Below are 19,677 nucleotides of genomic sequence, written 5' to 3' on the forward strand. Positions count from 1 at the left end.
TTCATCGTTCGAGGGGACCGATCCATGCCAGGCATCTTCGCCGCCGACTCCGCGCTCATGCGCACGCTCACGCGCATTGCGGACGTCATGATTCTCAACTTCCTGTTCATCGTGACCTCGTTGCCGATCGTGACGATCGGCGCATCGCTCACGGCGCTGAACGCCACTGCGATGCGCATCGTGGCCGGCACGGAGCGATCGATCACGCGCGACTACTTCACGGCCTTCCGGCGGGATTTCCGCCAGTCGACCGTCATCGCGCTGATCCTCGCCGCGGTCGCCGGCGCCTTCACAGCCTGGTACTTCGTGGTCACGCAGCTGGTGACCGATGCGGTGCTCCAGTTCCTGCTGCTCGGAGGGTGGTTCGTTCTCCTCTTCCTCGCCGTGACCTCCGTCCTCTTCGTCTTCCCGTACCTCGCCACCTTCGACGACTCGACGAGGGACGTGCTCCGCAACGCCCGACTGATCGGGTTGCGCCATCCGCTCGCAGCCCTGGCGGTGCTCGCGATCACGGTGCTCGTGATCGTCGTGAGCGTGTTCTCGCCCCAGGTCACGGGGTACGGATTGTTCTGGCTCCTCATCGGCTTCGGAGGTCTTGCCGTGGTTCACGCGGTCGTGTTCACCCGGGTGTTCGCCCGCTACGCCGCCACGGCGGGCGCCGCGTGAGCGGGGCATCGGCGCTCCGCGTCGATCGGTGGCGCTTCGCGCTCGCCGATCACCGCGAAGCGTGGGCCAAGGGCTTCGACGACTCGGAGTGGCGGGAGGTCGTCGTACCGCACGACTGGAGCGTCGAGCAGGACTTCGCGGTCGAGCACGCCAGCGGAACGGGCTACCTCCCCGGCGGGATCGGCTGGTATCGCGCACACGTGCCGCTGAGCACTCTCGATCGCGCGCCCGACTCGGTCCTGCGGCTCTCCTTCGCCGGCGTGTACAAGAACGCGGATGTCTGGGTCAACGGCTATCACCTCGGTGGTCGCCCCAACGGTCACGTGCCGTTCTTCTTCGATCTCACCGAGATCGCGTCCTACGCGCCGGACGACGATCTCGTCATCAGCGTGCGGGTCGATCGCACCGAGATCGCGGACTCGCGCTGGTACAACGGGTCGGGCATCACCCGCGCCGTCGTGCTCGAGGCGCACGGCCCCGTTCGGATCGTCCCGCAGAGCACGGCCTTCACCACCGCGGATGTGGACGGTGAAACGGCCGGCATCCGCATCGCGCAGACCGTCCGCAACGACCTCGGCCGGTCCGCCGATGTCGGCGTGCGCCACGAGTTGCGCTCGCTCTCCTCTGGCCGGGTGCACGTGTTCGAGAGCGACCTGGAGGTGCCGGCCGGCGCCTCGGCCGGACTCGTCGTCGACGGCCGGGTACCCGACGTCGAGCTGTGGTCGGATGTCGACCCGTCGTTGTATCGACTGACGACCACGGTGAACTGGCGGAGCTCCGACGGGAGCGGACACAGCGAGAGCAGCGAGATCGTCGGCATCCGCTCGATCGTCTTCGATCCTCAGCGCGGGATGCTCGTCAACGGCGAACCGCGGACGCTGAAGGGCGTCTGCCTGCACGAGGACGCCGGATGCCTGGGCGTCGCGGTTCCGGCCCAGGTCTGGCTGCGACGACTGCTCGCGTTGAAGGACATGGGGTGCAACGCGGTCCGGATGGCGCACAACCCCCATGACCCTGTGCTCTACGCGCTGTGCGATGCGCTCGGCTTCTACGTGATCGACGAGGCGTTCGACGAGTGGGAGAACCCCAAGAACAAGTGGTGGCAGGGGCACAACGTGTACCCGCCGAAGCACGAGGGCTACGCCACGCACTTCCCGCTCTGGCACGAACGCGATCTGCGCGACATGATCGCCGCGCATCGCAACCACGCCTCGATCATCGCGTGGAGCACCGGAAACGAGATCGACTACCCGAACGACCCGTACGCGAGCGAGCTCTTCGAGGAGATGACGGGCAACAACGACGCGAACAAGCCGGCGCAGGAGCGCGTCTACGATCCGAGCAGGCCGGACGCCCGCCGGCTCACGACCATCGCGCGTCGCCTGGGCGAGATCGTGCGCGACGCCGATCCGAGCAGGCCGGTGACGCTCGCAGCGGCCTTCCCCGAGCTCTCCGGCCGCACCGGGCTGCTCGATGACCTCGACGTCGTCGGGTACAACTACAAGGAGCACCTCTACACCGACGATCACGAGCGCTTCCCCGACAAGCCGCTGCTCGGCAGCGAGAACGGGCACGGCTACGCGCAGTGGCGCGCCGTCGTCGACAACGAGTTCGTCGCCGGGCAGTTCCTCTGGACGGGGATCGACTACCTCGGCGAGGCGCACGGCTGGCCGATCCACGGCTCGGGCGCCGGGCTGCTGACGCTCGCCGGCTTCCCGAAGCACGAGTGGCACCTCCGCCGCAGCTGGTGGTCGGATGAGCCGACCGCGCGTCTCGTCGTGCGCGCGCATGGGACGGATGCCGGTCGCAGGACGTTCTGGGAGCATCCGGTGTCCCGTCGGTGGGCGTCGGACGGCGGCGACATCGAAGTGCTGGCCTTCGCCGCCGGTGGTGACCCCTGCCTGGTGGTCGACGGCGCCGAGGTCGCGCTGGCGTTCGATGACGACGGGGGGTACTGGCGCGCGGTCGTTCCGGCATCCGCTGCGTCGCTGAGGCTGGAAGTGACGCACGACGGACGGGCGGCGGCGGTGGACGAGCTGCGTCCCGCCGGGTCGCCGGCACGACTGGATGCCGCAGCCTGGCGCGCGCCCGACGAAGCCGCGCGCCGATGCCGGGCCGCCGGAATCGACATCGACGACGTGGTGCAGATCGAGTGCGCGCTGCGCGGCGTCGACGGCGAACTCGCGGAGGGGGAAGCGATGGTCTCGGCCGCAGTCCTGGACGGAGCGCTGCTCGGCCTGGAGAACGGCGATCTCGCCGACGTCACGTCGTACCGCGATGCCGAGCGCCGCACCCGCGACGGTCGGCTGATCGTCTACGTGCGCCCGGGCGATCAGACCGGTGTCCGGCTGAGCGCCACCGGTGTCGAGGCTGTTACGGTTCAGCTATGAGGGGTGCGGTGCCGAGGCGGACGTCGCGAGACATCCGCAGCGATTCGATGGTGGACGTCCTGCACGCCGTGCTGTCGGCGGGAGAGACGACCCGCAACGAGATCGCGCGGAAGACCGGGCTGAGCGCGGCGACGGTCGTGACGATCGCCGGCGAACTCGTGGACCAGGGCATCATCGTCGGGACCAAGACGACGGCGGGTCAGGTGGGAAGGCCGACTGCGATGCTCGCGATGAACGCGGATCGAGGCCGCGTCGTCGGCCTCGACGTCGCCGAGACCTATGTGCGCGGGGTGCTCTTCGATGCGGCGCTGAACCCGCTGGCTCAGATCGAGCGGGCGCACGACGAGCGCCTGCTGGAACCGGACTCGATCGTCGAGGCGATCGGGCTGGTCCTGGACGACCTGCTCGCTCGGGAGGGCGTCTCCCGCGAACAGGTCCTCGGCGTCGGGATCTCGCTGCCCGGCCTCATTCAGGAGCCGACCGGCATCGCGGTCGTCGTGCCCAACTGGGAGTGGCGCAGCGTCGAGCTCGAGCATCTGCGTGAGCGCGTCGGGCTGCCGCTCGTGATCGACAACCCTCTCAAGGCGATGGTCGCGGCCGAGCTGTGGCTCGGACGCGGTCGTTCGGCGTCCAGCATGGCGACGGTCAATCTGGGCACGGGCGTCGGCGCGGGCATCGTCCTGGAAGGCCGGGTGCTGCGCGGCTCGACGAACTCCGCAGGGGAGTGGGGGCACTCGCTGCTGCAGCTGGACGGGCGGCTGTGCCGTTGCGGTCGCCGCGGTTGCGTCGAAGCGTACGTCGGTGTGCCGGGCATCCAGCAGACGCTGCGCGAGATCGCCTCGGAGCATCCGCTCGCCGACGTCGATCTGCAGCGGGATTTCATCATGGAGCTCGCCGAGGCCGCGGCCGAGCCGGAGCAGGATGCCGCCGCGCGCGAGACCGTGGCCCGCACGGCGTACTACCTCGGTTCGGCGCTCGCGGACCTCGTGGCGATCGTGAACCCCGAGGTCATCACGCTGACGGGCTGGACGACCTGGGCGCTCGGCGACCTGCTCCTGCCGGACGCCGCGGAGCGCATGCGCGAGCAGTCGCCCGGCCGCGCCGGCACGGCCCTGGCGCTCGAGGTGTCGACCGTGCGGGGCAACCCTGTCGCCTCGGGTATCGCGATGATCGCTCTGGAGCGCTCACTCGTGGATGCCGGGCTGCTCACGTCGCGCATTCCGGTCGCCCTCTGACGGTCCTGAACGCGTTCAGGTCGCGAAATCTGTCGCTAAACGACGCATTCAGTGACAGAAATCGCGACCTGAGTGGGCGGAAGCGGGGCTACGCGAGTTCGATCACCGACCAGGACAGCGGCGGAAGCGTGGCGCGAACGGCGCCGTCGACGACCTCGGCGCCGGCCAGCGGCACCATCCCCACGCGATCAGGAGCGGTCTCCAGGTTCGCGGTGTGGCGGTCGCCGCCCTCCGGGATCGTGAGCGTCTCGGCGCTCGCGATCCGCAGGTCGCCGAAGCCGCGCAGGTCCAGGGTGAGGTCGTTGGACGTCTCCAGCGACCGGTTCGCGACGAACACCACGACGCGGCCTGTCTCCTCGTCGTACGTCGCCGCGGCGTCCACGGCATCCACGTCCCCGTAGCGCTTCGTGCTGATCTGCGACGCGTTGACGGCGAGGCGCAGGATGCGGCCCTTCGCGAGTCGTGCCATGCGCTCGAACGGCCAGAAGCTCGTCTGCCGCCAGGCAGCACCGCCCTCCTCCGAGCGGATCGGCGCGATGACGTTGACCAGCTGCGCCTGGTTCGCGATACGCACCCGATCGCCGTGCCGGAGCAGGCTGTTGAGGAACGTGCCCACGACCACGGCATCCGTCACCGAGTAGGTGTCCTCGATCAGGCGCGGGTGGGTGCGCCACGACTTGGAGACCTGGTGCGGCTGGTCCTCGGTGTCCAGGCCGCGCTGGTACCAGACGTTCCACTCGTCGAACGAGATGTCGACCTGCTTGGTGTGCTTGCCCGCTGCCTTGACCGCGTCGATCGTGGCGACGACGCCGTCGATGAAGGCATCCATCTCCACGGCCTCGGCGAGGAACGACTCCGCATCGCCGTCGTGCTCCTGGTAGTACGCGTGCATCGAGATGTAGTCCACCTCGTCGTAGGCGTGCGTGAGGACGGTGTGCTCCCACGATCCGAACGTCGGCATCTGCCGGTTCGAGGACCCGACCGCGACGAGCTCGATCGAGTCGTCCACGAGCTTCATCGCCTTCGCCGTCTCCTGCGCCAGCCGGCCGTACTCGGACGCCGTCTTGTGGCCGATCTGCCACGGGCCGTCGAGCTCGTTGCCCAGGCACCACAGCTTGATGTCGAACGGGTCGGCGGCACCGTTTCTCCGGCGCAGATCCGACCAGTACGTGCCACCGGGGTGGTTCGCGTACTCGACCAGCGCGCGGGCCTCGTCGACACCGCGGGTGCCGAGGTTGATGGCCTCCATGATCTCGACCTCGGCTTCGCGGGCCCAGTCGACGAACTCGTGCAGCCCGAACGCGTTGGTCTCGATCGTGTGCCACGCGCCGTCCATGCGCACCGGGCGCTCGGACACCGGCCCGACGCCGTCCTCCCAGTTGTACCCCGAGACGAAGTTGCCGCCCGGGTAGCGGACCACGGTCGGCCCCATCTCGCGCACCAGGGCGAGGACGTCACGGCGGAAGCCGCGTTCGTCCGCCTGCGGGTGCCCCGGCTCATAGATGCCGGTGTACACGCAGCGCCCCATGTGCTCCACGAACGATCCGAAGAGCCTGCGGGGCACGTCGGCGATCGTGAAGTCGCGGTCGATGGTGATGCGGGCCTGGGACATTGCTCTCCTCGTTGGTCTCTGAGCGGGGATCACTGACCGCCGAAGCCGCTGGTCGCGACGCCCTTGACGATCTGCTTCTGGAAGATGATGAACACGATGATCAGCGGAAGCGCCGCGAGCACCGCCTGCGCCATGACCTGTGCGTACTGGACGCCGTAGGCGCTGATCACGGTCTGAAGACCCACCGGGAGCGTCATCAGGGTCGTGTCGTTGACGACGAGGAACGGCCAGAGGAAGTTGTTCCAGGCGCCGATGAACACGAAGATGGCGACGGATGCCAGGATCGGCCGGGACAGCGGCAGCACGATGGACCAGAAGATCCGCAGCCGGCTCGCGCCGTCCACGCGTGCGGCGTCCTCGAGCTCGATCGGGATGGCGTCGAAGAACCGCTTCAGGATGAACACCATCGCCGGCGCCACGACCTGCGGCAGGATCAGACCCCAGTAGGTGTCGATCATGTTGAACGTGAGCATCTGGTAGAACAGCGGGATGATCAGCACCTGCGGCGGCACGACGATCGACGCGATGATCACGGCGAACAGCCACTTGCGTCCGGTGAAGTCGAGCCGTGAGAACGCGTAGGCGGCCAGAGCCGAGATCGCGAGCGTGATCACCGTCACGGCGACGGAGCTCCACAGGCTGTTGAACGCCCAGATGTAGACGTTGCCCTGGGACAGGATGGCGACGAAGGCCTCGACCGTCGGACCGGAGGCGCCGATCCAGGAGGCGTCTCCGGATGCGGCATCCGTCTCGGTCTTGAAGGCGGTGGCGACCGCCCACAGGAACGGCAGCAGCCAGCCGACGGCCATCAGCAGCAGGACGATGAAGGCGGTGACGCGCAGCGCACCGAAGGGCTTCTGCCCCGGAAGGTGCGAACGGCGAGCGCGGCCGGGCTTCGCGACCGTGATCGTCTCGGTCGGAGAGAGAGTTGCGGTGGACATCACTGCTCCTTCCGGCGGCGCATGACCAGAGCCTGGGCGACGCCGATGATGACGATGATTGCGAAGAACACGTAGGAGATGGCTGCCGAATATCCGAACCGGTAGCTGACGAATCCGGCCTCGTAGATGTACTGGACGATCGACCGGGTGGTGTCGCTCGCGACACCACCGAGCATCTGGTACGCCTGATCGAACAGCTTCAGGGACGCCAGGATCTGCAGGATGAGGATCAGCACGGTGGCCGGGCCCAGCTGCGGAAGCGTGATCGACCAGAACTGCCGCCATGCGCCTGCGCCGTCGAGCGAGGCGGCCTCGTACTGCTGCGGCGGGATGTTCTGCATCGCCGCCAGGTAGAGCAGGAAATTGAACCCGACCGTCCACCACACCGTCGCGATCACGATCGAGATCATGTTCGTGTCGGGATTCTGCAGCCAGGCGATCGGCTCGAGTCCGACGGCCTTGAGGATGTTGTTGGCCGCACCGATCTGCGGGTTGAAGATCCAGACCCAGATCTGCGAGATGACGGTCGACGCCAGCAGATACGGCATGAAGAACGACAGGCGCCACAGCCACTGGCCGGGGAGGCCGCGGTCGACGAGAGCCGCCATGATCAGGGCGATCAGCACGAGGGGAACGGTGGACAGCAGTGTGAACCAGACCGTGTTCCACAGCGACTGCCACATGACCGGATCGGTGAGGGCTTCGGCGTAGTTCGCGAATCCGATGAGCGATCCGCCTGCGCCGGTCAGGGACTGGTCGGTGAAGCTCAGGTAGATGCCGTGGACGATGGGCCAGATGAGGAAGAGCAGGAAGGCGATCAGGAAGGGCGTCAGGAAGGCCCAGCTGATCAGCTGCTCGCGCTTGGCCGGCACGGACTGGCGTGCGCGGTGGTCGGCCTTCTTGCCGGTCACGATCACCCGCGTGGACGAGGAGGCGGTGGTGGTCATGGCTTCCACGTCCCTTCGGGGTCGGCCGGGTTGGGCTGCGCGAGCATCGTGTTCACTCGCGACTCGAAGCGGTCGATGGCGGCGGCGGGGTCATCGCCGGAGAGGAGCACGCCTTGGACGGCGGCGCCGAACTCGCTCTGGAAGTTCGATCCGGAGCCGGTGAACCAGGCGATCGGGTCGTACACGACGTGCTGTGCCGCTTCGGCGTAGTTCGCCTGCGGCACGAGATCGTCGTACTCCGGCGACTCGGTGACGGGCAGGTAGGCGGGGATGTGCCCGGCCTCAGCCCACCCGAACGAACCCTTCAGCATGTCGGCGACGAACTGGTAGGTCAGATCGCGCCGGACCGGGTCGGCGTTGGTCTGATGCGGAAGCACGAACGAGTGCGAGTCCGCGTAGACCGCCTGCTGCCCGTACAGCGCGGGGATCATGGTCGCATCGAACGGGATGCCGGCGCCCTGCATGGTCCTCAGCTCCCAGACGCCGGTCATGAACATGCCGCTCTTGCCCGAGGCGAACTCGGCCACCGCGGTGCCGTAGTCGGCCTGGGTGTTGGCGATCTCGCCGTCGAGCAGGGACTGCATGAAGGTGAGGACCTCGACCGCGGCATCCTTGTCGATCACGGCCTTGCCGCCGACGGGGAGCTCGATCTCGAGACCGTGCTGCGCGTAGAGGCCGTAGAAGAGGCGCCACATCTGCGCGCCGTCGCCGAGGTAGCCGTACGAGAGGGCGTGCTCGCCGGAAGAGCCGGCGATCGTGCGCAGCTGGTCGAGATACTCCTCGGGCGACGAGGTCGGCGTGAGCGACCCGTCGGACTCGAGCACCCCGGCCGCGTCGCAGATGTCGGTGTTGAACATCAGGACGAATGGATGCGCGTCGAGGGCGATGCTGTACATCCCCTCGCCGACGAAGCCCTTCTCCCAGATCGGCTTCGGGAACGTGGAGCTGTCCACGCCGAGTTCGGCGAGCTTGTCGATGTCCCACGTGTCGAGGAGACCGCCCGGCGCCCAGCCGACCGTGCGGGTCGCGTGCATGATCGCGACGTCCGGTGCGCGTCCGCCGGCGCCGGCCATGGCGAGCTTCGTGTAGTACGGCGTGCCCCAGGCGAGGACGGTCGGACGGATCGCGTACGCATCCTGGGCCTTGTTCACGCCGTCGAGCAGCGACGTCATGGTGACGCCGTCGCCGCCGGAGAGCAGATGCCAGAACTGGAGGGTCTGGGCGGGGGAACCGGCGGAGGTGCCTGGTGCACAGCCGGCGAGCAGCGCCGTGCCGGCGGCCACGGATGCGGCAGCCAGGAACTGCCTTCGGGACAGGTCGAGCGGGGGAGTCATCGTCACTCCTTCGTGACAGTCGTCGTTGCTTCGTTGGATCGGGCGGTCTCATCATTACATCGTGGTAATCCCGTGCGCAAGCAATCGTCCAGAACCGGATCCGAATGCCCCGGAAAGACGTGCCCCGGCAGGGCGCGACGCCGTGCTCAGGGCTGGTGGCCCGCGGGCCTGGGTGCTGTGCTCGCGCGCTCCAGGACCCGATGCGACAGCGTCAGGGAACGAGGCGCCGAGGTCCGGTCGTCCATGCGGGTCTGCAGCAGTCCGAGCGTCGCCTGCGCGAAAGCGCCGCGATCGAAGGCGATCGTCGTGAGGGACGGCGAGGTGAACTGCGAGAACTCGACGTCGTCGAAGCCGGTGACGATCACGTCGCCGGGGACGTCGATTCCGTGGTCGTGCAGGGTGTGCAGCGCCCCGGCGGCCATCGAGTCCGTGAACGCGACGACGGCGTCGAACGGCACCCGTCGCGCGAGGATCTCCTTCATGCCGTCGGCGCCCGCCGCCATCGACCAGGGAAGACGGTTCACCTCGAGTGCGGGGTCGCGCGGCAGGCCTGCCTCGCGGAGCGCGTCGTGGACGCCTTCGAGACGCAGCCGGCTCGTCGCGGTGGCGACCTCGCCGCGGTCGTCCGCACCGACGACCGCGATCCGGCGCGCGCCGCGTGCGATGACATGGCGGGCTGCGTCGGCGGCGGCCAGTCGGCTGTCGATGCGCACCTGGTCGGCGCGGTGCTGCTCGACCTCGCCGATCACGACGATCGGCGGCAGGCGGTCCGCGTAGCGGATCACGCTGTCCTCAAGGCGGATGGGGTTCAGGATCAGCCCGTCGACGAGATGCGCGCGTGCGCGCGAGAGCAGTTCCTTCTCGCGTGCCGGATCGGACGCGGTCTCCTCTATCTGCACCGCGAGTCCGCGCTCGTGGGCGGCCTCGACGATGCGGTGCACGAGCTCGGCCGAGTACGCCGTCGCGAGATCGGGCAGCGCGAGCGCGATGATCCCCGAACGTCCCTGGCGGAGCCCCCTGGCGCTGAGATTCGGGACGAAGTCGAGTTCGACCATGGCCGCTTCGACTCTGGCCTTCGTCTCCTCGCGGACCGCCACGGTTCCGGTGACGACGTTCGAGACGGTCTTGGGCGAGACGCCGGCGAGCGCGGCGACGTCCTTCATCGTCGCGCGCGTCGGCGTCGTCGCTGTCATGCGGGCCAGCCTAATGGTGGGGCCGCCCGTCGCAAGTACAACGTTGTAGAATCGGTCGAGTTACCGGTAACGTCGGCGTGACGTCGCGGCGCCCCGCGCCGCAGACCACTCAGAGGAGAGTGAGAATGCCCACCATTCACCGCAGGGGACCGATGGCGGTCGCCCTGGCCGCCGCCTGTTCCGTGGTCCTGGGGGCGCTCGTCGCCCCTGCCGCGCTCGCGGCCACCGGAGCGCCCACCGACGGCCTCGTCGTCGCCTACGACTTCACCACCGCAGTCGGCGACAGCATCCCGAACAACGCACCGGATGCCGCACTCGGCGCCGCCGTCGTGCACAACGCCGAACCCGCCGACTGGACCGATGCCGGCCTGACGCTGCGCGGCGGGGACAAAGCCACCGGTACCTGGGTCGAGCTGCCGGACGACCTGCTCCCGGGAGCGCGCGCCGCGACCGTCACCGCCGAGGTCAAGGCCACTGCGGCGATGCTGAACTCGTTCCACTTCCTGTGGAGCATCGGCAACGACGCCTCCGCCACGGAGTACTTCTTCGCCTCGCTGAACTGCGGTTTCGGACGCGCCCCGCTCGCGGGCATCAAGTCCGCCGGCGTCGAGCAGCTCGCCGCGTCGACGTCGTGCGGTGTGACGGCCGATCAGTGGGTAAACGTCACCGTCACGGCATCCGAGGGCACCCTGTCGCTCTACCTGGACGGCGCGCGCGTCGCCTCGCGGGAAGTCGGATTCGTCCCCGGCGACGTCGCGGACCAGTCGCTCAACGCCATCGGCCGCTCGCCCTGGCCCGACGCCCTGTTCCAGGGCGAGATCTCGGCCTTCCGCGTCTACGACCGCGCGCTCGCCGACACCGAGGTCGCCGCCGTCACCGACGCGGATGCCGCGGTGCACGCCGCCGAGCTGCAGGCGCAGGCGCAGGCCGTGATCGACGCTCTCGATCTCGCTGACATCACCACCAGCGATCACATCAGTTTGCCCACAGCAGGAGGAGAGGTTTCCTGGATGTCATCCCACCCCGAGGTCGTCGCAACCGACGGCACTGTCACACCGCCACTGGCCGGCCAGGCCCCGATCGACGTCGAGCTCACCGCGACGGCGTCGGTGCGCGGACAGTCCGCGAGCCGGACGATCACCGTCACGGTCGAGCCGTCGACGCTGAACGACGCCGAGCGCGCCGAGCGACTCGCCGAGCAATTCGTCATCGCCCCCGTCGTCGCGTCGGGCGGTGCGCTGCCCGAGGCCCCTGCCGGGACTTCGGTCGCCGTCACGGAGGTCGCGGGTGACGGCGTGACCGTCGCCGACGGCACGATCTCTGTCTCAGGCGGTGCCGCAGTCCCGGCCGAGATCGAGGTTGCCGTCACCGATGAGTCCACCGGCACGGTCATCCCTCGGCGCTTCGCCGTCACGGTGCTGCCGGCCTCGGCATCCGTCGACCTGCTCGCCTACAGCCGCGCGCCCACGAGCGAGACCGAGGCCAACAACGCCGATGTCGCGCTGAGCATGCACCTCGCGCTCGCCGGCGCCGACGGCTGGGCGCCGCTGAATGAGAACTACGGCATCTTCTTCCCGAAGACGTCGGAGCCCGTGCCCGCGAACGGTCCGTCGGAGTCGCTGATCCGCAGCCTCCGCGACCCGCATCTGTTCGCGCTGGCCGACGGCGGCTACGGCATCGTCGCCACCCGGGTCGCCCGCGGCGGCGCATCGGACGGCACGCAGGCGTCGTCGGTGCTCTTCGCACGCACCGACGACCTGCTCTCGTACACGGAGGTCGGGATGCTGGATCTCGGTGTCACGGACGGCGTGAACGACCCGGCATCCGTGTGGGATTCCGCCGCTCAGCGCTATGTCGTCAACTGGACGAGCGACTCCGGCGTCAGCAACTACACGACCTTCGCCGATCTGGCGGACGAGAGCACCCGCGGTGACGTGCGCCGCGGGACGATCGCGGCCGCCGCTGGTACGTCGGCAGCAGGGGTCGCCGATTACGCCACCGGCAACGCCCCGCCGATCCCGACGGAGACGGCCGAGAAGCTGCAGGTGCGCTTCGGCCCGATCTCGAACACCAGCGCGAAGGCGCTCGACGGCGTGACGGTGGCGCAGGGCGATGCGATCTCGGCATCCGATCTGCCGGAGCGCGTCGGACTCGGCTACAGCGACGGATCCGAGGCGACACGCGCGATCGCGTGGAACGCAGACGAGCTCGCGGCCGTCGACACGTCCGTGCCGGGGGAGTACACCGTCACCGGAGTCGTCAAACAGCCCGAGTACCCGACTCCGTTCGCGGACGAGCGGGCCGACCCCTCGGTGTTCCGCTACGAGGCGAACGGCGAGGTCACCTTTCTGATGATCGCGACCGAGGACCTCAACCTCAACCCGGTCGATCCAGCCAACGGGCCGCACATGCCGATCCGCATCGCGGACACCATCGACGACCTCTCGGATGATGCGATCGCCGCCGGCCGCAACGTCGAGATCGACCTGCTGAAGGCGGGGGATCTGGATGCCGCGGGCGAGGCCATGACCGGATGCTTCTGGGCGCCCGAATTCCACGTGATCGACGGGAAGCTGTCGATCCTGTTCATGCCCTGCTACGACGGCGACAGTGGTCGACCGGACATGTGGACGGGCCGCGCGAGCATCATCCAGCTGCAGAAGGATGCGCAGGGCAACGACCTCGACCCGGCTGTCCCGGCGAACTGGTCCAAGGCCGAGCCGGTCGTGCGCGCGGATGGCGGCATCCTGAACCCGGTGCAGCAGATCTCGCTGGACATGACGTTCTTCCAGGACTCCGGGAAGTCGTACTACGCCTGGCAGATGCTCGGCGCGATCTATCTCGCCGAGGTTGACCCGGCGAATCCGACCCGCCTGACGACCGAACCGGTGCGGATCCTCGCCCCCGAGTACGCATGGGACAACACGATCGCCGAAGGGCCGAACGTGCTCGAACGCGACGGCACGCTCTACCTGCTGTACTCCGGATCGACCGTGGGCGACACGTACACGACCGGGCTCGCGACGGCCACGGCGGGTGCGGGTGCGGACCTCGCCGACCCGGCATCCTGGACCAAGCTCAACTATCCGGTGCAGAAGTCCGGAATGTTCAACGGCGAGTGGCAACTGGGAACCGGCCACGGCATGTGGTCGTCCGACGAGGACGGCAATCTGCTGTACGTGTTCCACGCGCGTACCGACCACAACGGTCTGACCGGACGCGACATGTTTGTCCGTCGCGTGCACTTCTCGGCCGACGGGATGCCGGTGCTCGACCAGGAATCCGCCGAAGAGGTGGCACCGGAGAACCGGAACGTCTCGGTCACCGTGACCGTCGCGCCCTCGTTCTCGGTCGAGGTGACCGACCGCTGCGTGGCGGGGAAGTTCGTGAAGCAGACCGTGACCGTGACGAACTCGTCCGACGCGGATGCGTCGTTCGTGGTCTCGTCGCCGTTCGGTGCGCGGGATCTGGGCACGATCGCTGCGGGGGAGAGCGCGTCGGCGTCGATCAACACGAAGCGGGCGGAGGTGCCGGCTGGGGAGATCGTCGTGACCGCGGTGGTCGATGGGCGCGAGGTCGAGCAGCGCGTGGCCACGGAGGCTGCCAGCTGCGGGTGACCTGACTCGACGCGGGCTCGCGCCCGTTCGTCGGAGAAATCCCCTTCGTCGGACGCCGATCACGGCATCCATCCGGCGGAGGGGATTTCTCCGGTTCTGGGGATGTCGCGGGCGTCCGATAGTTCTGCCGATAGTTCCGAAACTCTTGCTCCCGATGGATTGATACCGGTAACATCCGGGCGTCGGCACAACATCGTGCCGGCATGGCGGTCGATCATACGAAGGAGTGCAGACCGTGACATCAGCACAGCAACTCAAGGGTGCGCGAACGAGGGAGAAGTCTCTCCGGATCGCGACCGCGTTTATGGGCGCGGCCGCGCTCATCGCGTCATCGATGTCCGTCGTCGCCGCCGGCGACGAGGCCAACGCGGCTCCGGTCGGCGCGGCGCAACTGGCGGCGGAGGAGACGCCAGCGATCCCGGGGAACCTCCTGCCCGATGGTCGCTTCGTGGCGGACTCGAGCGGGTGGACGAACACACGCGGTGGCACCCTCCAGCTCTCCTCGGATGCCGCGAGCGGAGCGTTCTCGCTGCTGACGACTGCGCGGGAGAACACCCAGTCCGGACCCTTCGCGAGCGTGACGGGCAAGCTCGAGCTCGGTGCGTCGTATCGGATGACCGGCAAGCTCAAGTACACCGAGGGGGCGGACGCGCAGCAGTTCAACTTCACGTTCTGCCCGGCGAACTTCAACGGATGCGCGGACTACGGCCAGAGCTTCACGAAGGGCGAATGGGGCACGTTCTCGCGGGAGTTCACGGCCGAGGCGAGGCACGCCGGAGCCGACTGGCTCTTCGTCGAGACGCCGTGGGGATCGAACGCGCTGCAGGATTTCCAGGTCGACGAGGTGTCGCTGGTGAAGATCGCCGACGCGCCGCCCGCGCCCGAGTACTCGAGCCTCGAGCAGGTGCAGACGAAGCCGATCGGCGACCACAACCCGCTCGTCGGCCACAAGTTCGGCGCGGACCCGCATCACCTCGTCTACAACGGTCGTCTGTACATCTACTCGACCGATGACACGCAGCAGTACGAGCTGAACAGCAAGGACGCCAACGGCCTTCCGACGCAGTCGAACGGCTACGGCGGCATCACGCGGCTGAACGTCATGTCCACCAGTGACATGGTCAACTGGGTCGACCACGGCGCGGTGCCGATCGCCCGTGAAGGCGGAGCTGCGCCCTGGGCGCGGAACTCCTGGGCGCCCGCCGCGATCGAGAAGGACGGGAAGGTCTACCTGTACTTCTGCGACAGCGGCACCGGGACAGCGGTCGTCGTCGGCGGTTCTCCGCTCGGCCCGTGGGAGGACCCGCTGGGCAAGAAGATCATTCCGGACACGGTATCGCCGGAATACATCGCGAACGGCGGCTTCCCGGCCGGGATGTGGCTGTTCGATCCCGAAGTGTTCATCGACGACGACGGTCAGGGCTACCTCTACTTCGGCGGCAACTCGGTGATCGGCACGAGCCCGAACCAGCAGGGGCCGCAGAATCCCAAGTCCACCCGTGTGGCGAAGCTGCAGGACGACATGGTCACACTCGACGGCGATCCGGTCGAGATCGACGCACCCGGCATCTTCGAGGCGTCGAGCATGTTCAAGCACGGCGACAAGTACTACTACTCGTACTCCTCGAATTTCCAGGTGAACGAGGTGCCGGGGGAGTACCCCGAGCGCGGCGCGATCGCGTACATGATGACGGACGATCCGATGGATCTGACATCGGCGGAGTACGCGGGTGTGGCCTTCCAGAACCCGGCGGTCCACTTCGGCGCGGGTAACGGCGGCAACAACCACTCCGACATGTTCACGTTCAAGGGCGAGACCTACTTCACGTATCACGCGCAGACGAGGGGAGCGGCGTGGGCAGCAGCACTCGGCACGCCGGGGGCGACGCAGGGATATCGCTCGGTGCACATCGACAAGCTCGAGTTCAACGAGGACGGCACGATCAAGCCGATCCAGGGCACGCGTGCGGGTGTCGAGCAGGTGGAGGCCTTCGACCCGTACCGCACCTTCGAAGCCGAGACGCTCGCCTGGCAGCTCGGGATCACGACGGCGCCGACCGAGGCGGCTTCGGTCGAGTTCGCCGAGCACAACGGCGGCGGCAACATGGTGCTGGCCGGCGTCGATGGCGGCGACTTCACCGGCATCGCAGGCGTCGATTTCGGCGATGGCGCCGCGACGGTGTCGGCACGCGTGAAGCCGCTCGTCGACGGAACGAGCATCCAGGTGCGCCTGGACGACGTCGACGGTCCGGTCGTCGCCGAGCTTCCGCTCGACGGCTCGGCCGGCGAATGGACCGACGTGCAGGCCGAGGTCACCGGTGCGACCGGAGAGCACGACGTGTTCTTCGTCTTCGCCGCCGCCGAGGGCACAGAGGAGGATGTCGACCTCGCCGAGATCGACAACTGGGCGTTCGCCCCGGCCGCCGTCGCGCCTGCACTCGCGTTCTCGGTCGACGTGACGGATCGCTGCGTCGCGGGCAAGTTCGTGAAGCAGTCGGTTCGGGTGACGAACGACTCCGAGGCGGATGCGGCGTTCTCGGTGTCATCGATGTTCGGCGATCGCGACCTCGGGACCGTTGTTTCGGGTGCGAGCGCGTCGGCGTCGATCAACACCAAGCAGGCGCAGGTTCCCGCCGGTGAGCTGACGGTCACCGCGACCGCGACGGTCGATGGCGAGCCCGTGCAGGTCGAGCAGAAGGTCGCGACCCCGGCGGCCAGCTGCGGCTGAGTACGACACCACGGGGAGCCGGGCAGTGGCCCCGGCTCCCCCACCCCCTCATGCCTTCGAAGGAGAACACGTGTCCATCCCCCTCCGAGCACTGAAGCTCGCCTCGCTCGCCGTCGTCGGCATTCTCGCCGGCATCGGCCTCATCTCGCCCCCGGCCGCGGCCCACGCGGCTGACGAGTGGAACCCCGACCCGTCCTATACGTCGACGGACAATGGAGACGGCACCTATCGTGTGCCGGGACTCAACGCCGATGTCCCCGACGTCAGCGTCGAACGCGTGCCCGCCTCAGAGAGCGACGAGGGCCGCGACGTCTATTACATGATCAGCACCACGATGCAGCTGAGCCCAGGGGCGCCCATCATGAAGTCGTACGACCTCGTCAACTGGGAGATCGTGAACTACGTCTTCGACCGGCTCGACATCGGCGACGCCTACTCTTTGCGCAACGGCGCGAACTCCTACGGTCAGGGGCAGTGGGCGTCCTCGCTGCGCTATCACGACGGCACCTACTATGTGCTGGTCAACTCGCTCAACCTCGGTGGCGCCTACATCTACCGCACCGACGACATCGAGAACGGGGCATGGGAGCGGACGGCGCTGGGGCGCAGCCTGCACGATCCGTCGCTGTTCTTCGACGACGCGAACGGCGGCACTCCGTACATCATCTACGGCGGGGTGAGTGCCGTCCGGCTGAACCAGGACCTCACGGCGATCGAGCAGGACTTCGCGAACATCATCCCGCGCAGCGAATACGCGGATGAGACGTACGTCGGCAGCACCGGTCTCTTCGAAGGCGCGCAGGCGTTCTACATCGACGGGTACTACTACGTGGTCATGATCACGTGGCCGAGCAGCGGCAGGCAGGTCGCGATGTTCCGATCGACGGACCTCCTCGGGCATCTCGCGAGCGCTCCCGCTCCGTACGAGTCCCGCGGCGTGCTCAACTCCAACGGCTTCGCCCAGGGCAGCCTCGTGCCGGTGGCGAACGGAGAAGGAGGCGATGACTGGCACGGCTTCTTCTTCCGCGACACGTTCCCGATCGGGCGCATCCCCGCGCTGATCCCCGCGACCTGGAGCGAGGGCTGGCCGACGTTCGGTGACGACGGCGTGGTTCCCGTCGATGGCGCGTTCCCGAAGCCGATCCAGCTCACCGCGGAGCAGGAGCTGTTCGAGCAGCAGAAGAGCATCGTCGCCTCGGACGACTTCCGCAATGACGCGCCCCACCAGGCGTATCAGAACGAGCAGTGGACACTGCCCGAGCCGCCGGAACTCGATGAGTCGCTGATCGGCGTCGAGCTCCTCGCCGATGCCGACGCGGAAGCGGACGGCACCGCCGGCTGGATCGCGAACGACACGGCCGTGCTGTCCAAGACGACGGATGCGCGCAGCGGCGCTTCGGCGCTGGCTGTCACGGGCCGCACCACGACCGGCGCGGGTCCCGCGCAGGACGTGACCGCCAAGCTCCAGCACGGCGTCACCTACGACGTGTCGGCCTGGGTCAAGTACGACAACCCGGCGAGCCCGGCGACGAGGTCGTTCGTCATGACTGCCCGGTACGGCGGAGGGAACACGACGTACGTGAACGTCACTCCGGCGGCGGACATCGTACGGGGCGAGTGGGGTCTGCTGACCGGTTCGTTCACCGTCCCGTCGACGCAGCCGATCGACGATGTACGGCTCTTCGTCGAGACGACCTGGACGCCGAATCCGGGTGCGGACCCGACCACGCACCTGATGGACTTCGCGATCGACGATGCATCTCTGATCGGTCGGCCTGCCGTCGTCGAGACGCCGCATCCGGATGAGGTCGCCCCCAACGGGTCGAATCTCGACCTCGCCTGGGAGTGGAACCACGCCCCCGACAACCGGTACTGGTCGCTCACGGACCGCGACGGCTGGCTCCGGCTCACGAACGGCAAGGTCGTCACCGGCGCGTACGCGCACCGCAACGGCGGCGAGCTGACCTGGTTCGAGGAGGCGCGCAACACCCTGTCGCAGCGCTCCTTCGGTCCTCGGCAGTCCGTTGAGACGACGCTCGACGTCTCCGGCATGAAAGACGGCGACGTCGCAGGGCTCGCGGCCTACAACCGGGACTTCTCCTACGTCGCGGTCAAACGGATCGACGGCGTGAACACGGTCGGTGTCGTGCACCGCGGGCAGCCGTTCGCGGCATCCATCGACCAGGCGGCGGTCGAGAGCTTCGTGACGGGCAGCACGGCGGAATTCGGCGAGAGCGAGGTGCACCTCAAGGCAGATCTCGATTTCGCGAGCTCGCCGGGCCAGCTGTTCACGACGTTCTCGTACAGCCTCGACGGCCGCTCCTGGACGACGCTCGGCGACCCGGTCGGGCCGCTGCGACTGGACGGCAGCCTGACGCACTTCATGGGGCACAGGGTCGGCCTGTTCAGCTACGCCACGAAGCAGGCCGGCGGGCACGTCGACTTCGACGAGTTCCTCCTGAGCGACACCCTCACCTCTCAGGGCCTGGCTCTGGATGCCGGGGATCTGGATGCCGCGATCGCCCACGCTCGCTCACTGGAAGAGCGCGAGTACCCGGCGGAGGCCTGGGCGGCGATGCAGGATGCTCTCGAACAGGCCGAAGCGGCTGGTGACTTCGGTACCCAGAACCAGATCGACGCTCCGGAGCGCGCGCTGAGCTATCAGCTGGCACGGCTGGGAACGCTGCGCGTTGCGGCGCCAGACCCGGAGATCCCGTTCTCGGTCGAGGTGACCGACCGGTGCGTGGCGGGGAAGTTCGTGAAGCAGACGGTGACGGTGACGAACTCGTCTGATGCGGATGCGTCGTTCGTGGTCTCGTCGCCGTTCGGTGCGCGGGATCTGGGCGTGATCGCCGCGGGGGAGAGCGCGTCCGCGTCGATCAACACGAAGCGGGCGGAGGTGCCGGCCGGGGAGATCGTCGTGACCGCGGTGATCGACGGGCACGAGGTCGAGCAGCGCGTGGCCACGGAGGCTGCCAGCTGCGGTTGACCTGACCCGACGCGGGCTCGCGCCC

The 19,677-nt window shown here is 68.1% G+C and carries 11 protein-coding genes; 6 read left to right on the top strand and 5 right to left on the bottom strand.

What is annotated here, in order from left to right; genetic code table 11:
- The first annotated feature begins 24 nt into the window (after positions 1-24).
- From OED01_RS01715 to OED01_RS01725, 3 genes are read left to right on the top strand one after another with little or no spacing between them, the layout of a single operon-like run.
- Positions 25-666, top strand: coding sequence for a YesL family protein (locus OED01_RS01715; protein WP_264156688.1), 642 nt, complete (start codon positions 25-27; stop codon positions 664-666).
- On the top strand, positions 663-3,056 hold the full coding sequence (locus OED01_RS01720; protein WP_264156689.1) for a glycoside hydrolase family 2 TIM barrel-domain containing protein: 2,394 nt from the start codon (positions 663-665) through the stop codon (positions 3,054-3,056). The genes OED01_RS01715 and OED01_RS01720 overlap by 4 nt, the downstream gene beginning before the upstream one ends.
- An 8-nt stretch (positions 3,057-3,064) precedes the next feature.
- Complete coding sequence (locus tag OED01_RS01725) at positions 3,065-4,291, top strand: ROK family transcriptional regulator (protein ID WP_264156690.1); 1,227 nt, start codon at positions 3,065-3,067, stop codon at positions 4,289-4,291.
- Positions 4,292-4,379: 88 nt separating this feature from the next.
- On the opposite strand, the gene arfA is transcribed toward OED01_RS01725, so the two are convergent.
- The 5 genes from arfA to OED01_RS01750 all read right to left on the bottom strand — a co-directional run bounded on the left by arfA (position 4,380) and on the right by OED01_RS01750 (position 10,318).
- On the bottom strand, positions 4,380-5,903 hold the full coding sequence (gene arfA, locus OED01_RS01730; RefSeq protein WP_264156691.1) for an arabinosylfuranosidase ArfA: 1,524 nt from the start codon (positions 5,901-5,903) through the stop codon (positions 4,380-4,382).
- 29 nt (positions 5,904-5,932) lie between these two features.
- Positions 5,933-6,844 carry a carbohydrate ABC transporter permease gene (locus tag OED01_RS01735; protein WP_264156692.1) on the bottom strand — a complete coding sequence of 304 codons (912 nt, stop codon included), beginning with the start codon at positions 6,842-6,844 and terminating at the stop codon, positions 5,933-5,935.
- Positions 6,844-7,791: a carbohydrate ABC transporter permease gene (locus tag OED01_RS01740; RefSeq protein ID WP_264156693.1), complete on the bottom strand. Its 948-nt coding sequence runs from the start codon at positions 7,789-7,791 to the stop codon at positions 6,844-6,846. The genes OED01_RS01735 and OED01_RS01740 overlap by 1 nt, the downstream gene beginning before the upstream one ends.
- Positions 7,788-9,125, bottom strand: a complete 1,338-nt coding sequence (locus tag OED01_RS01745) for an extracellular solute-binding protein (RefSeq protein WP_264156694.1) — start codon at positions 9,123-9,125, stop codon at positions 7,788-7,790. The genes OED01_RS01740 and OED01_RS01745 overlap by 4 nt, the downstream gene beginning before the upstream one ends.
- 146 nt (positions 9,126-9,271) lie before the next feature.
- Complete coding sequence (locus OED01_RS01750; RefSeq protein ID WP_264156695.1) at positions 9,272-10,318, bottom strand: LacI family DNA-binding transcriptional regulator; 1,047 nt, start codon at positions 10,316-10,318, stop codon at positions 9,272-9,274.
- 125 nt (positions 10,319-10,443) lie between these two features.
- Between OED01_RS01750 and OED01_RS01755 the strand changes: the two genes are divergently transcribed.
- From OED01_RS01755 to OED01_RS01765, 3 genes are all read left to right on the top strand, one after another.
- Positions 10,444-13,935, top strand: a complete 3,492-nt coding sequence (locus OED01_RS01755; protein ID WP_264156696.1) for a family 43 glycosylhydrolase — start codon at positions 10,444-10,446, stop codon at positions 13,933-13,935.
- Between the two features lie 334 nt (positions 13,936-14,269).
- Complete coding sequence (locus tag OED01_RS01760; RefSeq protein WP_264156697.1) at positions 14,270-16,663, top strand: family 43 glycosylhydrolase; 2,394 nt, start codon at positions 14,270-14,272, stop codon at positions 16,661-16,663.
- 70 nt (positions 16,664-16,733) lie between these two features.
- On the top strand, positions 16,734-19,652 hold the full coding sequence (locus OED01_RS01765; protein WP_264156698.1) for a beta-xylosidase family glycoside hydrolase: 2,919 nt from the start codon (positions 16,734-16,736) through the stop codon (positions 19,650-19,652).
- The last annotated feature ends 25 nt before the right edge of the window (positions 19,653-19,677 follow it).

Origin of the sequence: Microbacterium sp. M28 (assembly GCF_025836995.1) — a bacterium.
Taxonomy (GTDB): domain Bacteria; phylum Actinomycetota; class Actinomycetes; order Actinomycetales; family Microbacteriaceae; genus Microbacterium.